Source organism: Noviluteimonas lactosilytica (assembly GCF_020866925.1).
GTDB classification, from domain to species: domain Bacteria; phylum Pseudomonadota; class Gammaproteobacteria; order Xanthomonadales; family Xanthomonadaceae; genus Noviluteimonas; species Noviluteimonas lactosilytica.
The window spans coordinates 353,434-366,022 of the sequence record NZ_JAJGAK010000003.1 but is presented as its reverse complement, the minus strand read 5'-3'; the positions used below and the strand labels follow the sequence as shown (position 1 = coordinate 366,022).

The 12,589-nt window shown below is 67.5% G+C and carries 13 protein-coding genes; 8 read left to right on the top strand and 5 right to left on the bottom strand.

Annotated elements, in window-relative coordinates:
* The first annotated feature begins 61 nt into the window (after nucleotides 1-61).
* The 4 genes from LK996_RS13690 to LK996_RS13675 all read left to right on the top strand — a co-directional run bounded on the left by LK996_RS13690 (nucleotide 62) and on the right by LK996_RS13675 (nucleotide 3,110).
* A complete protein-coding gene (locus tag LK996_RS13690) occupies nucleotides 62-661 on the top strand; it encodes an energy transducer TonB (protein ID WP_230527916.1) in 600 nt (199 codons plus the stop codon).
* Between the two features lie 33 nt (nucleotides 662-694).
* Nucleotides 695-1,297 (top strand): energy transducer TonB, encoded by a 603-nt coding sequence (locus LK996_RS13685; RefSeq protein WP_230527915.1) that lies wholly within the window; start codon nucleotides 695-697, stop codon nucleotides 1,295-1,297.
* A gap of 104 nt (nucleotides 1,298-1,401) precedes the next feature.
* Nucleotides 1,402-2,013 carry an energy transducer TonB gene (locus tag LK996_RS13680; protein WP_230527914.1) on the top strand — a complete coding sequence of 204 codons (612 nt, stop codon included), beginning with the start codon at nucleotides 1,402-1,404 and terminating at the stop codon, nucleotides 2,011-2,013.
* Between the two features lie 86 nt (nucleotides 2,014-2,099).
* Nucleotides 2,100-3,110 carry a class I fructose-bisphosphate aldolase gene (locus tag LK996_RS13675; RefSeq protein ID WP_230527913.1) on the top strand — a complete coding sequence of 337 codons (1,011 nt, stop codon included), beginning with the start codon at nucleotides 2,100-2,102 and terminating at the stop codon, nucleotides 3,108-3,110.
* Between the two features lie 107 nt (nucleotides 3,111-3,217).
* On the opposite strand, the gene LK996_RS13670 is transcribed toward LK996_RS13675, so the two are convergent.
* On the bottom strand, nucleotides 3,218-3,832 hold the full coding sequence (locus LK996_RS13670) for a DUF6498-containing protein (protein ID WP_230527912.1): 615 nt from the start codon (nucleotides 3,830-3,832) through the stop codon (nucleotides 3,218-3,220).
* The gene (locus LK996_RS13665; protein WP_230527911.1) at nucleotides 3,829-4,347 is read right to left on the bottom strand and encodes an O-acetyl-ADP-ribose deacetylase; all 519 of its coding nucleotides are present in this window, start codon (nucleotides 4,345-4,347) and stop codon (nucleotides 3,829-3,831) included. The genes LK996_RS13670 and LK996_RS13665 overlap by 4 nt, the downstream gene beginning before the upstream one ends.
* Nucleotides 4,348-4,526: 179 nt before the next feature.
* Between LK996_RS13665 and LK996_RS13660 the strand changes: the two genes are divergently transcribed.
* The gene (locus LK996_RS13660) at nucleotides 4,527-5,081 is read left to right on the top strand and encodes a hypothetical protein (protein ID WP_230527910.1); all 555 of its coding nucleotides are present in this window, start codon (nucleotides 4,527-4,529) and stop codon (nucleotides 5,079-5,081) included.
* 17 nt (nucleotides 5,082-5,098) lie between these two features.
* On the opposite strand, the gene cysK is transcribed toward LK996_RS13660, so the two are convergent.
* On the bottom strand, nucleotides 5,099-6,052 hold the full coding sequence (gene cysK, locus LK996_RS13655; RefSeq protein WP_230527909.1) for a cysteine synthase A: 954 nt from the start codon (nucleotides 6,050-6,052) through the stop codon (nucleotides 5,099-5,101).
* A 177-nt stretch (nucleotides 6,053-6,229) separates the two neighbouring features.
* Between cysK and LK996_RS13650 the strand changes: the two genes are divergently transcribed.
* From LK996_RS13650 to LK996_RS13640, 3 genes are read left to right on the top strand one after another with little or no spacing between them, the layout of a single operon-like run.
* Nucleotides 6,230-7,309, top strand: a complete 1,080-nt coding sequence (locus LK996_RS13650; protein ID WP_230527908.1) for an efflux RND transporter periplasmic adaptor subunit — start codon at nucleotides 6,230-6,232, stop codon at nucleotides 7,307-7,309.
* Between the two features lies 1 nt (nucleotide 7,310).
* On the top strand, nucleotides 7,311-10,448 hold the full coding sequence (locus tag LK996_RS13645; RefSeq protein ID WP_230527907.1) for an efflux RND transporter permease subunit: 3,138 nt from the start codon (nucleotides 7,311-7,313) through the stop codon (nucleotides 10,446-10,448).
* Nucleotides 10,445-11,371: a TrmH family RNA methyltransferase gene (locus LK996_RS13640; protein WP_230527906.1), complete on the top strand. Its 927-nt coding sequence runs from the start codon at nucleotides 10,445-10,447 to the stop codon at nucleotides 11,369-11,371. The genes LK996_RS13645 and LK996_RS13640 overlap by 4 nt, the downstream gene beginning before the upstream one ends.
* 47 nt (nucleotides 11,372-11,418) lie before the next feature.
* Here LK996_RS13640 and LK996_RS13635 read toward each other — a convergent pair whose 3' ends face one another.
* Both LK996_RS13635 and LK996_RS13630 read right to left on the bottom strand, forming a co-directional pair.
* Entirely contained in the window at nucleotides 11,419-11,970 is a 552-nt protein-coding gene (locus LK996_RS13635) for an NYN domain-containing protein (RefSeq protein ID WP_230527905.1), read from the bottom strand.
* A gap of 188 nt (nucleotides 11,971-12,158) precedes the next feature.
* Nucleotides 12,159-12,503: a DMT family protein gene (locus tag LK996_RS13630; protein ID WP_230527904.1), complete on the bottom strand. Its 345-nt coding sequence runs from the start codon at nucleotides 12,501-12,503 to the stop codon at nucleotides 12,159-12,161.
* Between the last annotated feature and the right edge of the window lie 86 nt (nucleotides 12,504-12,589).

The following is a 12,589-nucleotide window of genomic DNA, read 5'->3' as shown; positions in this document are numbered from 1 at the left end:
CCGTGATCAGGGGCGGCAAGCGCATTGGCTCGTTGACCGGCCGATGCGCAAGGAGCAGGGAATGGCGTCGTACGCAAACGGGATTCGCGGCGTCGTCGCCGCAGCGATCGTGTGCTTCTCCGCCGGCGCAGGCGCCGAGCGGCTTCCGAACTACAACATCGCCAACGAAGGCGGTCTCGCGAAGGACTGGACGGTCGCGCCCGGCGCGAAGATCGTCGCGCCCGCCTATCCCGCCGAATACGACACCGACGAACGTCCCGACGCGTGCATCGCGTTGCGTTACACGGTTTATCCCGACGGCACGACCGGCGACTTCAAGGTCCTGCGCACGTGGAAGAGCGGACCGGTTTCGCGCACCGAGATGCGTCCGTTCTGGTTGAAGTTCGCGCGCGCCAGCGCAGCCGCGGTGGGCCAGTGGCGGTTCCAGCCGCGCGATGTCGCCAGTGCGAAACCGGTGACCACCGTCGCCACGCTGTCCTTCTTCGGCGCGACCGTGGCGGATGCCAGCGAGTTGCGCGCGCACTGCCGCATCACCGATCTCGCGGTGTTCATGCGCGACCTCGATCGCCGCGACACGATGGTGTCCAAACAGATCGAGCACACGTACCGCGCGCGCTCGCACCGCATGCAAATGCAAGCGTTGACCCCCGGCCCGCGCTGACGCGCAAGCCATCCCCCGTCACTGGAGACCGCAATGACCAGGATTCCCGCGCTCGCGTTCCTCGCACTCTGCATCGCGGGTCCCGCGATGGCAGTCGACCACGCATCGGATGTCGAAATCGCCAGCGAAGGCGCGATTCGCGACAAGTGGATGCTCGCCGACGGGGCGAAGCTCGCCATGCCCGTGTACCCCGATGGCTTCGCGCAGGCACAGCGCGACGTCTGCCTCGCGCTCGGCTACCAGATCAATCCCGATGGTTCGACTTCCGGCTTTCGCGTCCTGCGGCAGTGGAACAGCCAGACGCAGGGGCTCGAACCGGTCGACGGATTCTGGAACGGCTTCGCCAGCGCCGCCGCCGACGCGGTGGGTCAATGGAAGTTCCAGCCTCGCCCGGAAGTCGCGACGCCCGCGCCCGTGTTCACCGTCGCCACGCTGACCTGGCAGACGCGCAAGGACACCAACCCGGCCACGCTGCGCGGGCGGTGCAAGATCGACGATCTCATCGTTTTCATGCGCGACGTCGACCGCGAGTACGGCCTGAACGAACACGAATTCCAGCGCGTGATGCGCCGTCGCGACGACCGCATCCAGACCTTCGCGGGCACGCCGAAGAACCAGCCCAACATGAAGCCCTGAGCGCGGACCCCGGTCAGGGGGAAGCGGCCGGGGCCCGGCAGGGTCGCCGTTATCAAGGAATGACTCTTCCCGGGCCCCGTGCCCGCTCACGCGAGGAGGTCGCCATGACCCTCCTGCCACTCGCCTTCGCCACGGCACTGTGCGCGATGGCCACGCCCGCCGCTGCCCAGGTCCAGGCGTCTTCCGAGACCGACCCGAACCTCGCACCGCCGGAATCCGCGCAAATCGCCAACGAAGGCGCCATCCGCAATCGGTGGGCCCTCGACGGCGAGCTCGCCCTCCCGGCCTGGCCCGACGGCTTCGCGCAAGCCAGGCGCGATGTTTGCCTGGCGCTCGGCTACACGATCAACCCCGACGGCAGCACGTCGAACTTCCACGTCCTGCAGCAATGGAACAGCGACACCGGCGGCATCGAACCCGCCGACGGTTTCTGGGCCGCGTTCGCAGGCGCCGGGGTCGACGCGGTGCGGCAGTGGAAGTTCACGCCACGCCCCGAAGCCGGTGCGCCGCAACCGGTCTTCACGGTCGCCACGCTGACCTGGAAGACGCGCGCCGACACCTGGCCCAATGCCCTGCGGGGCCGGTGCGACATCGACAACCTGGCCGCCTTCCTGCACAGGTACCAGGAGCGCTACGACCTCAACGATCACTTGTTCGATCGCGCGCAGCGCCGCAACGAAGACCGCCACCAGGCCATCGCGGGCACGCCGTACTAGCCGCAGCTGCTCGGCCGTGAGGGCACGGGCACCCGGAGGGGCCGCTATAATCGACGACCCTTCCGGAGCCTCGAGTCCGCACCGAAATGAGCATCGAACAGCTTGCCGAAACCGCCCAGGCCATGGTGGCCGCGGGCAAGGGCATCATCGCGATCGACGAATCCACCGCCACCATCGGCAAGCGCTTCGCCGGCGTTGGTGTCGAAAACACCGAGGAAAACCGTCGCGCCTACCGCGAGATGCTGCTGACCACGCCGAAGCTCGGCGAGCACATTTCCGGCGCGATCCTCTTCGACGAAACCCTTCGCCAGTCGACGAAGGCCGGCGTGCCGTTCACCAAGGTCATGATGGACAACGGCATCCTGCCGGGCATCAAGGTCGACAAGGGCACGTTCCCGCTCGCCGGTTTCCCGGGTGAAGTCGTCACCGAAGGCCTCGACGGCCTGCGCGCGCGCCTGGAGGAGTACTACAAGCTCGGCGCCCGCTTCGCGAAGTGGCGCGCGGTGATCAACATCGGCGACGACATCCCGTCGGGCACCTGCATCGAAGCCAACGCGCACGCGCTCGCGCGCTACGCCGCGCTGTGCCAGGAAGCGGGCCTGGTGCCGATGGTCGAGCCGGAAGTGATCATGGACGGCACGCACGACATCCAGACCTGCTACGAGGTCACCGAAGTCACGCTGCGCGCGCTGTTCGACGCGCTGTACAACCAGAACGTCATGCTCGAAGGCACCATCCTCAAGGCGTCGATGGTCGTGCCGGGCAAGGACAGCGGCGAGAAGGCCTCGGTCGACGAAGTCGCCGAAAGCACGCTGATGTGCCTGAAGTCCGCCGTGCCGGCGATCCTGCCGGGCATCGTGTTCCTCTCCGGCGGCCAGAGCGACGAAGACGCGACCGCGCATCTCGACGCGATGAACCGCATGGGCCCGAACCCGTGGCCGCTGTCGTTCTCCTACGGCCGCGCGATGCAGTCCGCCGCGCTGAAGATCTGGGCGCAGGACCTGCAGAAGAACATCGGCAAGGCGCAGGAAACGGTGTTCGCGCGTGCGCGCGACAACGGTCTGGCTGCTTTGGGTCAGTGGAAGAAGGTCGCGTAAGCGGCGAAAGCAAAAACAGGGGTCAGAGCACCTTTTCCGGTGGAAAAGGTACTCCGACCCCCGCGAGACACGCCGGCCTTCGCGCCGGCGTTTTTCGTTGTGCGTTGTTACTCCACGACGACGGTCGTGCGTTCCGCGCCGCGCACCGCCATGCGTCGATCGATCGCGTCGAGGCCCAGATCGCTCAGTGTCTTGAGCGCGGTGAACAACACCATCAGGCCTGTGCTTGCGCCGAACGCGGCGCCGAGCAGGATCGCCAGGTGCATCGGGATCACGCGCAGGTACGGCGTGAACATCAGCGTGCCGAGGTTCGGCCGGCCGCGCAGGTCGGCCGCGTGTTGCGCCGCATAGGTCTGGCGTTGCGACAGCACGAACGACACGCCGCACGCGGCGAGCACGATCAGGTCCCAGCCCGCGTGCAGCGGATGCTGCGCGCACAAGAACACGAAGTAGCCGAGGTGGAAGAACCCGTAGTGCAGGGTGAAGAAGTTCGCGGTCGAACGTTTGCCCGCTTCGTCCTCCGGCACCGCGCGATTGTTCGAAGTGAAGCCGCTGGTGCTGAAGTTGTGCAGCGACAACATGCGTTTGCGCGCATACCAGCCGATCACCACGCTCTGCATCCAGTACGGCCACAGCAGCCAGCCCGCGGGCCAATCGAACACCAGCGCGGCGGCGAGCGTCGCGACATTCGCCAGCAGCAGCATGCGCGCCGAAGGGCTCATCGCAGCGCCAGCATCGTGCGATAGCGGTTCGCCATGCCGCCGTCGAAGCAGCAGAACACGACGCGCGACGGTTTCGCGCCTTCCCATTCGCGCACGGTGCGCACCGCGATCGGCACCGCCTGTTCGATCGGATAGCCGAACACGCCGCAGCTGATCGCGGGAAAGGCGATCGAGTCGAGGTCGTGTTCGGCCGCGAGCGCGAGGCAGGCCCGGTAGGCGGCCGCGAGCTTGCGCGCTTCGTCGTTGCGACCGCCGTGCCACACCGGGCCGACGGTATGGATCACGAACCGCGCCGGCAGCGCGTGCCCGTGCGTGATCCGCGCCTCGCCGGTGGGGCAGCGCACGCCGGAGACGAACTCGGGCAGCGCGCGGCATTCCTCAAGCAGGCCCGGCCCCGCGGCGCGGTGGATCGCGCCGTCGACGCCGCCGCCGCCCAGCAGGGCGTGGTTGGCGGCGTTGACGATCGCGTCGAGCGCGAGCGTCGTGATGTCGCCTTCGATGACTTCGATTTTCACGCGTGTGCCCCTGTAACGGCCGCTTCCGTCGCATTCATGAGCATGGCGTGAAATCGTGGTGAAATGCGCGCCACGTGGGGATTTCCCGACCTGTGACGCGCCGCCCGGCGCGCCTTCGATCGCATTGCGACCCTCGCGCCTGCAACCCTTTGCGCGCTCACCTCGTCAGTAGTCTTGTCATGAAGTTCCCGCTGCTCAGCAAGCACGTCACGCTCGGCAACATCGACCGCCTGCAGAAAAAGGTGGATCGTGCGGCCCGCCTGCATCGCCTCGGCCTGATCCTGTTCGTGCTCGCGTGCGTGATCGTCACGCTGCCGCGCGCCGATCTTCCCGCGTGGGCGTCGATGGCCGGCCTCGGCGCGACGCTGCTCGGGTTCGCGATCAAGGCCGCCGGCACCATCCACGAAATCCGCCTGGCCGACGCGCTCTCGAAGATCATGGGCCTGCCGTATCGGCGCGGCTTCCACGCGAAGGGCCTCGACCAGAACGCGTGGTCGGCGATCCGCACCTACGTCATCGTGTCGGTCGCACTCACCGTCGCCGCGGCGCTGACGCCCAGCATGCTCGCCTCGACCGGCGAGACCGCGCTCGCGAACCTCACCGTCGCGATGAGCATGGCGGCGCTCGCCATCCAGTCGTTCGACAATCCGCGCCGCATGCGTTCGCGCGTGATGGCGATCTGCCACGGGCGCATGGACCCACACGCCGTCGAGGGCGGCACGCTGGTCGCCTGAGTGGATCGCGCGGGCGCTCAGAGCCCCGCCAGCCACTCGTCGTCGGAGCCTTCGTTGACGCCCTCGAAGAGGATCGTCGAGAAGTAGCGTTCGCCCGTATCCGGCAGCATCGCCAGGATCACTTCGCCTTCCTTCGCGTGCTTCGCGACTTCGAGCGCACCGGCGACGGTGCCGCCCGCGGAAATGCCGACGAAGATGCCTTCTTCCTCCGCGAGCCTGCGTGCGGTGTCGCGCGCGACCATCTCGTCGACCTTCAACAGCGTGCCCGCGACTTCGCGGTTGAGCACTTCCGGCACGAAGTCGGGGGTCCAGCCCTGGATCTTGTGCGGCACGAACTCCGCGCCCGCCAGCAGCGCCGCGCTCGTGGGCTCGCACGTGGTGATCTTCACTTCCGGGCGCGCGACGCGCAGTACTTCGCCCACGCCGGTGAGCGTGCCGCCCGTGCCCCAGCCGGTGACGAAATGATCGAGGCGATCGCCGGCGAAATCGCGCAGGATTTCCGCCGCGGTCGTCTGCCGGTGATACGCGGGGTTCGCCGGGTTGGTGAACTGGCGTGCGAGGAACCAGCCGTGTTGCTTCGCGAGTTCTTCCGCGCGTCGCACCATGCCGCTGCCGCGTTCGGCGGCGGGCGTCAGGATCACCTTCGCGCCGTACGCGCGCATCAACTTGCGGCGCTCGATCGAGAACGTCTCCGCCATCGTTGCAACGAACTTGTAACCGCGCGCCGCGCACACCATCGCCAGCGCGACGCCGGTGTTGCCCGACGTCGCTTCGACGACGGTGTCGCCGGGCTTGAGCAGGCCCTTCGCTTCGGCATCGAGGATGATCGCGATCGCGAGCCGATCCTTGACCGAACCGCCGGGATTGAACGACTCGACCTTCGCGTACATCGTCACGTGCTTCGGCGCGATGCGATGCAGGCGGACGACCGGGGTGTGGCCGATGGTGTCGAGGATGCTGTCGTAACGCATGGGTCTGCCTCTCGGGGGAATGACAGGAACAACGTAGCAGCGCCCCGGTGCAGGCCGTCGGCCGGGGCGCGCCACTGTCATTGGTCATGGGGCGTTCGGGGTCAACGGGGCGCCATGCGGCGCGTTTTCGCGGGGTTGGTAACCGAACCCTCGCACGCAACGGCCTAGAATCCGCGCATGACGCTTTCCCCCCGACCGCTTCGCCTCCTCGCCCTCGTCGCGCTCAGCGCCGGCCTCGTCGCCTGCGGGCGCGATCAAGCCGCCGCTTCCAACCGCGGCAGCGGCGGAGGCGACACGCCGGTGACCGTCACCACCACCGTGCTGCAACCGAGTTCGTTCGCCGACAGCATCGTCGCGATCGGCACGGCGCGCGCACGCGAATCGATTACCGTCACCGCGAAGGTGAGCGAGACGGTGCAGGCGGTGCATTTCGACAGCGGCGACGAAGTGGGCAAAGGCGCCGTGCTCGTCACGCTCAGCGGCCAACAACAGCAGGCCGCGCTCGCGCAGGCCGAGGCCGCGTCGAAGGAAGCGCAGCAGCTCTACGCGCGCCAGCAGGAACTCGCGCGCCAGCAACTCATCGCGACCTCGCAACTCGACACGCAACGCGCGATGCGCGACCAGGCGATGGCGCAGGTCAACCAGGTGCGCGCGCAACTCGGCGACCGTTCGATCCGCGCGCCGTTCGCCGGCGTGCTCGGCATCCGCCAGGTCAGCCCGGGCGCGCTGGTGACGCCGGGCACGGCGATCGCGACGCTCGACGACATCTCGCAGATGTACGTCGACTTCCCCGTGCCCGAAGGCGCGCTCGCGCAACTCGCGAAGGGCCAGCAAGTGCTCGGTCGCACCGCCGCGTATCCCGACAAGCGATTGACCGGCATCGTGAGCACGATCGATGCGCGCGTGGATCCCACGACGCGTTCGGTGACCGTGCGTGCCGACTTCGCGAACGCCGATTGCAGCCTGCGCCCCGGCATGCTGGTGAACGTCGAACTGCAGCGCAGCACGCGCACTGCGTTGCAGCTGCCGGAGATCGCGGTGGTGCAGGTGGGCCAGCGCACGTTCGTGTATCGCGCCAAACCCGACGGCAGCGTCGAACAGATCGACGTGCAGGTAGGCACGCGCGCCGACGGCCGCGCGGAAATCCTGAAGGGCCTGCGCGCAGGCGACCGCGTCGTCGTCGACGGCACCGGCAAGCTGCGCCCGGGTTCGAAGATCGCCGAATCGAAGGCGGCGGCGACGGCTTCGGAGGGCTGACATGCGGCTCTCCGACCTGTCGATCAAGCGCCCGGTCTTCGCGACCGTCCTCAGCCTGCTGTTGATCGTGCTCGGCGTCATGGCGTTCACGCGCCTGACCCTGCGCGAGTTGCCGGCGATCGATCCGCCGATCGTCTCGGTCGAAGTGAACTACACCGGCGCCTCCGCGGGCGTCGTCGAAACGCGCGTGACGCAGGTGCTCGAAGATGCGCTGTCGGGCATCGAAGGCGTCGAGACGATCCAGTCCAGCAGCGTCAACGGGCGTTCGTCGGTCAGCATCGAGTTCACCCTCGAGCGCGACATCGAAGGCGCGGCCAACGACGTGCGCAGCGCGGTCAGCCGCGTGTCCAACCGCCTGCCGGAAGAAGCCGATCCGCCGCAGGTGAGCAAGGTCGAAAGCGATTCGGATCCGATCATCTGGCTCAACATGTCGTCGTCCGGCATGGACACGTTGCAGCTCAGCGATTACGCGGAGCGTTACGTCGTCGATCGCCTGTCGAGCATCGACGGCGTCGCGCAGGTGCGCATCGGCGGCCAGCAGCGCTACGCGATGCGCATCTGGCTCGACCGCGACGCACTCGCCGCGCGTGCGCTCACCGTCGAGGACGTGGAAAACGCGCTGCAGCGAGAGAACGTCGAGCTGCCTGCGGGCCGCATCGAATCGGCCGAACGCGATTTCACGTTGCGCGTCGCCCGCGAGTACCAGAAGCCCGAGGACTTCGCGCAGATCCCGCTGGGCAAGGGGCCGGATGGCTACGTCGTGCGCCTGGGCGACGTCGCGAAGATCGAACTCGCTTCCGCCGAACGCCGCGCCTACTACCGCTCCAACGGCGAGAACAACATCGGTCTCGGCATCGCGAAGACGTCGACCGCGAACTCGCTCGACGTCGCGCGCGCCGTGCGCGCCGAAGCCGACCGCATCCGACCTTCCCTGCCCGAAGGCACGAAGATCTTCGTCGCCTTCGACTCGACCACCTTCATCGACGCCGCGGTCGAACGCGTGTACCACACGCTCGCCGAAGCGATCATCCTCGTGCTGATCGTGATCTGGATGTTCCTCGGCAGCGTGCGCGCCGCGCTGATCCCGGCGGTCACGGTGCCGGTGTGCCTGATCGCCGCATTCCTGCCGCTGTACCTGTTCGGATATTCGATCAACCTGCTGACGCTGCTCGCGCTGGTGTTGTGCATCGGCCTGGTCGTCGACGATGCGATCGTGGTGCTGGAGAACATCCAGCGCCGCGCCGACCTGGGCGAGCCGAAGCTGGTCGCGTCCGCGCGCGGCACGCGCCAGGTGGCGTTCGCGGTGATCGCGACGACCGCGGTGCTGGTCGCGGTGTTCCTGCCGATCGGCTTCATGGAAGGCAACACGGGCCGGTTGTTCCGCGAGTTGTCGGTCGCGCTCGCCGGTGCGGTCGCGCTGTCCGCGTTCGTCGCGCTGACGCTCACGCCGATGCTGTCGTCCAAGCTCGTGCGCCCGCACTCGGAAGAGAAGGGCAATCCGGTGCATCGCTGGGTGAACAAGCGCCTGGATTGGATCACCACGCGTTACAAGCGCTTCCTCGAAGGCAACGTCGACCGTCCGGTGTACTTCGGCGTGTTGATGCTCGTCTCGCTCGCGGCGAGCTTCGTGCTGTTCAAGATCGTACCGTCGGAACTCGCACCGCCGGAAGATCGCGGCAACTTCCAGGTCACGCTCACCGGGCCGGAAGGCGCGGGTTACGACTACACCGTGCAGCAGGTGCAGCAGGCCGAGAAGCTGATCGCGCCGGAGATCGGCCATGGCCCGATCGAACGCGCGAATGCGCGTGCGCCCGGTGGTTTCGGCGCGAGCGAAGAGATGCATACCGCGCGCTTCAGCGTGTTCCTCAAGGATTGGTCGGAGCGCGACGAAGAGACCGCCAACGTCGCGCAGGAACTCAAGAAGAAGCTCGACACCATGCCGGGCATGCGCGTGGCCACGCAGGTCAGCGGCGGCCTGGTGCGCACGCGCGGGCAGCCGGTGCAGATCGTGCTCGGCGGCCCGGACTACGCGGAACTCGCGCAGTGGCGCGATCGCCTGCTGGAGCGCATCGAACAGAACCCGGGCCTGACCGGCGCGGATTCGGACTACAAGGAAACGCGGCCGCAGATGCGCGTGCAGATCGATCGCCAGCGCGCGTCGGATCTCGGCGTGAGCGTCGAGTCGATCGGCCATGCGCTCGAAACGATGATGGGGTCGCGCCGCGTCACCACGTTCGTGCGCGGCGGCGAGGAATACGACGTCGTCGTGCAGGCGACGAAGTCCGGTCGCGCGACGCCCGCCGACCTCGCGGCCATCCAGGTGCGCGCGCGCGACGGTGCGCTCATCCCGCTGTCGAACCTCGTCACCCTGCAGGACACCGCCGAGCCGGGCAGCCTCAACCGCTTCAACCGCCTGCGCGCGATCACGATCAACATGGGCTTGGCGCCCGGCTACCGCATGGGCGATGCGATCAAGTTCCTCGAACAGGTCGTGCAGGAAGAATTGCCGGAGCAGGCGCAGATCGACTGGAAGGGCGAGTCGCGCGAATACCAGGCGGCGGGCGGTGCGGTGCTGCTCACGTTCGCGCTCGCGTTGCTCGTCGTGTACCTCGTGCTCGCCGCGCAGTTCGAGAGCTTCATCCATCCGTTCGTGATCATGCTGACGGTGCCGCTCGGCGTGCTCGGCGCGCTGATCGGTCTGTGGATCACCGGCGGCACGCTGAATCTCTTCAGCCAGATCGGCATCGTGATGCTCGTGGGCCTTGCGGCGAAGAACGGCATCCTGATCGTCGAGTTCGCGAACCAGCTGCGCGACGAAGGCCGCAACGTGCACCAGGCGATCGTCGAATCGGCGGGCGTGCGCCTGCGCCCGATCCTGATGACGTCGATCGCGACGATGGTCGGCGCGGTGCCGCTGGTACTCGCGGGCGGCCCCGGCTCGGCGAGCCGCGCGACGATCGGCATCGTCGTGATCTTCGGCGTTGGCTTCTCGACGCTGCTGTCGCTGTTCGTCGTGCCCGCGTTCTACGCGCTGCTCGCGCCGTACACGCGCTCGCCCGAAGCGGTGGCGCACGAACTGCTCGAACAGGAAACGAACGTTCGCCCCGTGGGCGACCACCACACGCCGGAGGCCTCGTGAGCGAACGCGAATCGCCGTGGAAGTCGAAGCGCGGTCCACGCCCGCCGGACGAACGCGCACCGCGCGAGACGCGCGGCGCGCGCCCGCCGCGCGAGCATCGCCCACGCAACGAGGCGCCGCATCACGAAGCGCCGCACCATGAAACCGGCGCCGACGAACACGCCCACGCGCGCGAACATCGCGACACCGAGTTGCGCCTGTACGGCGTCAATGCCGTGCGCGCCGCGTTCCACCGTCGCCCCGATGCGCTACGCAAGCTGTATCTCGTCGAATCGCGCATCCCGCAGCTGCAACCGATGCTGCGCTGGTGCGTCGCGCATCGCCTCGGCTATCGCGTCGTCGAAGACGAAGCCGACCTGCAACGCCTGACCGGCAGTGCGCACCACGAAGGCGTGGTCGCCGACATGCTGCGCGAGCCGCAGGCCACGCTCACCACGTGGCTGCAGCACGTGCCCGCGGGTCCGGTGTGCGCGTTGTGGCTCGATGGCGTCGGCAACCCGCACAACCTCGGCGCGATCCTGCGTTCGGCCGCGCACTTCGGCGTGTCGGCGATCCTGTTGCCGAAGCATTCGACGCTCACCATGTCCGGCGCCGCCGCGCGCGTCGCCGAAGGGGGCGCCGAAGCCGTGCCCTTCGTGCGCCTCGGCCGCGAAGACAACGCGCTGTCGCAACTGCGCGGCGCCGGTTTCGCGCTGGCCGCGACCGTCGTGCGCGACGGCACGCCGCTGTTCGAAGCGGACCTCCCGCAACGCCTCGTCTACGTCCTCGGCGCCGAAGGCGAAGGCATGTCGCCCGCACTCGCACAGGCGTGCGACACGCGCGTCTCGATCCCCGGCAGCGGGAAAGTCGAAAGCCTCAACGTCGCCGCGGCGACGGCCGTGCTGCTGGCGGAGTGGTCGCGCCGCGTAGTCCGGCATCCCTGACGCGCCAGGTTGACGGCCGTCTGTAATGCCTGCCGTTGCGCTGATTCCTAACCAGGTCCGGCATCTGCGCGCTCACCGTTCTCCCGGAGATTGATCGGGGTCAGCAGGATGACCTGCTTGCCCATCGCGCGCACCATCGCCAGTGGTTCCGCAAGGTCCGAGTCATCGGATAGCAGCACGGCGCAGTCGTACTCGTCGCGCCAAGCATCGTTGAGGAGATGGTCGGCGAGATTGACGTCGGATCTCTTTTCTTCCCGATGCCATGTCAGCACCTTGGTGGGCGCGGGCGACAAGCATCGCGTCATCGGTTCGACGAGGCGCCTCCATTTCTCACGTTGCACGAACCGCCCCCAGTGGACGGTCAAGTTCGGGCATGCGCAGCAGAGTGCACGCGTGTATGCATCCTGTCGTTGCGGACCGTCGTGGTCTCCGTCCTCGCCTTTGATGCGGGAAGTGAAGTAGCGGATTCGAACAATCTCGTGACCTGCACCGAGCGCATTCGAAGCAAGCGCATGCAGGTCCAGCCAACGATATTGCGGACGTGCTTCCAGCGCGGAGTGATAGAGATTGAATCCGTCGACGTAGATGGCCGTTCGCATTCGACGGATCCCAAAAAGGCAAACGGCCCTCGGAGGGGCCGCTGCGGTCCGGAGTCACGATGGGCATCCGGAGAGGTGGAGTGAGCGTAGCACGAGCCTATGGGTTGAGCGCATCGCCTTGCCAGAGGCGATTCATACGTTGAGTCATTTCGGCTCAGAGGCCAGAACGATCACGAACGTGGTCGTCATCACTTCTCCAGAAAGATCAACCACGCCGCCACCGCGATCAACGCGAACCCCGCCCAGTGGTTCCACTTCAGCGGCTGCCCGAGATACCAGGCCGAGAAGCCGGCGAACACCACGAGCGTGATCACTTCCTGCATGCCCTTGAGCTGCGGGGCGGAGTAGACCGCGGCGCCCATGCGGTTGGCCGGGACCATCAGGGTGTACTCGAAGAAGGCGATGCCCCAGCTCGCGATGATGGCCAGCGTCAGCGGGGCCGAGCGGTACTTCAGGTGCCCGTACCAGGCGAAGGTCATGAAGACGTTGGAAGCCAGCAGGAGCAGGATCGGGGCGAAGCGGTCGAGGGGCATGGGGCAGGCGGCCGGGCGAGGCGGTGAATGGCACGAATATTGACCCATTCGGGGGTCTTCACGGAGCCTAGACCGGCGGATCGGCA

Bases quoted from the DNA above. Each gene is read 5' to 3' on its own strand.
- LK996_RS13660 (WP_230527910.1), top strand. From the start codon at position 4,527: ATGAAGTTCCCGCTGCTCAGCAAGCACGTCACGCTCGGCAACATCGAC.
- LK996_RS13645 (WP_230527907.1), top strand. From the start codon at position 7,311: ATGCGGCTCTCCGACCTGTCGATCAAGCGCCCGGTCTTCGCGACCGTC.
- LK996_RS13630 (WP_230527904.1), bottom strand. From the start codon at position 12,503: ATGCCCCTCGACCGCTTCGCCCCGATCCTGCTCCTGCTGGCTTCCAAC.
- LK996_RS13635 (WP_230527905.1), bottom strand. From the start codon at position 11,970: ATGCGAACGGCCATCTACGTCGACGGATTCAATCTCTATCACTCCGCG.
- LK996_RS13650 (WP_230527908.1), top strand. From the start codon at position 6,230: ATGACGCTTTCCCCCCGACCGCTTCGCCTCCTCGCCCTCGTCGCGCTC.
- cysK (WP_230527909.1), bottom strand. From the start codon at position 6,052: ATGCGTTACGACAGCATCCTCGACACCATCGGCCACACCCCGGTCGTC.
- LK996_RS13675 (WP_230527913.1), top strand. From the start codon at position 2,100: ATGAGCATCGAACAGCTTGCCGAAACCGCCCAGGCCATGGTGGCCGCG.
- LK996_RS13670 (WP_230527912.1), bottom strand. From the start codon at position 3,832: ATGAGCCCTTCGGCGCGCATGCTGCTGCTGGCGAATGTCGCGACGCTC.
- LK996_RS13685 (WP_230527915.1), top strand. From the start codon at position 695: ATGACCAGGATTCCCGCGCTCGCGTTCCTCGCACTCTGCATCGCGGGT.
- LK996_RS13680 (WP_230527914.1), top strand. From the start codon at position 1,402: ATGACCCTCCTGCCACTCGCCTTCGCCACGGCACTGTGCGCGATGGCC.
- LK996_RS13690 (WP_230527916.1), top strand. From the start codon at position 62: ATGGCGTCGTACGCAAACGGGATTCGCGGCGTCGTCGCCGCAGCGATC.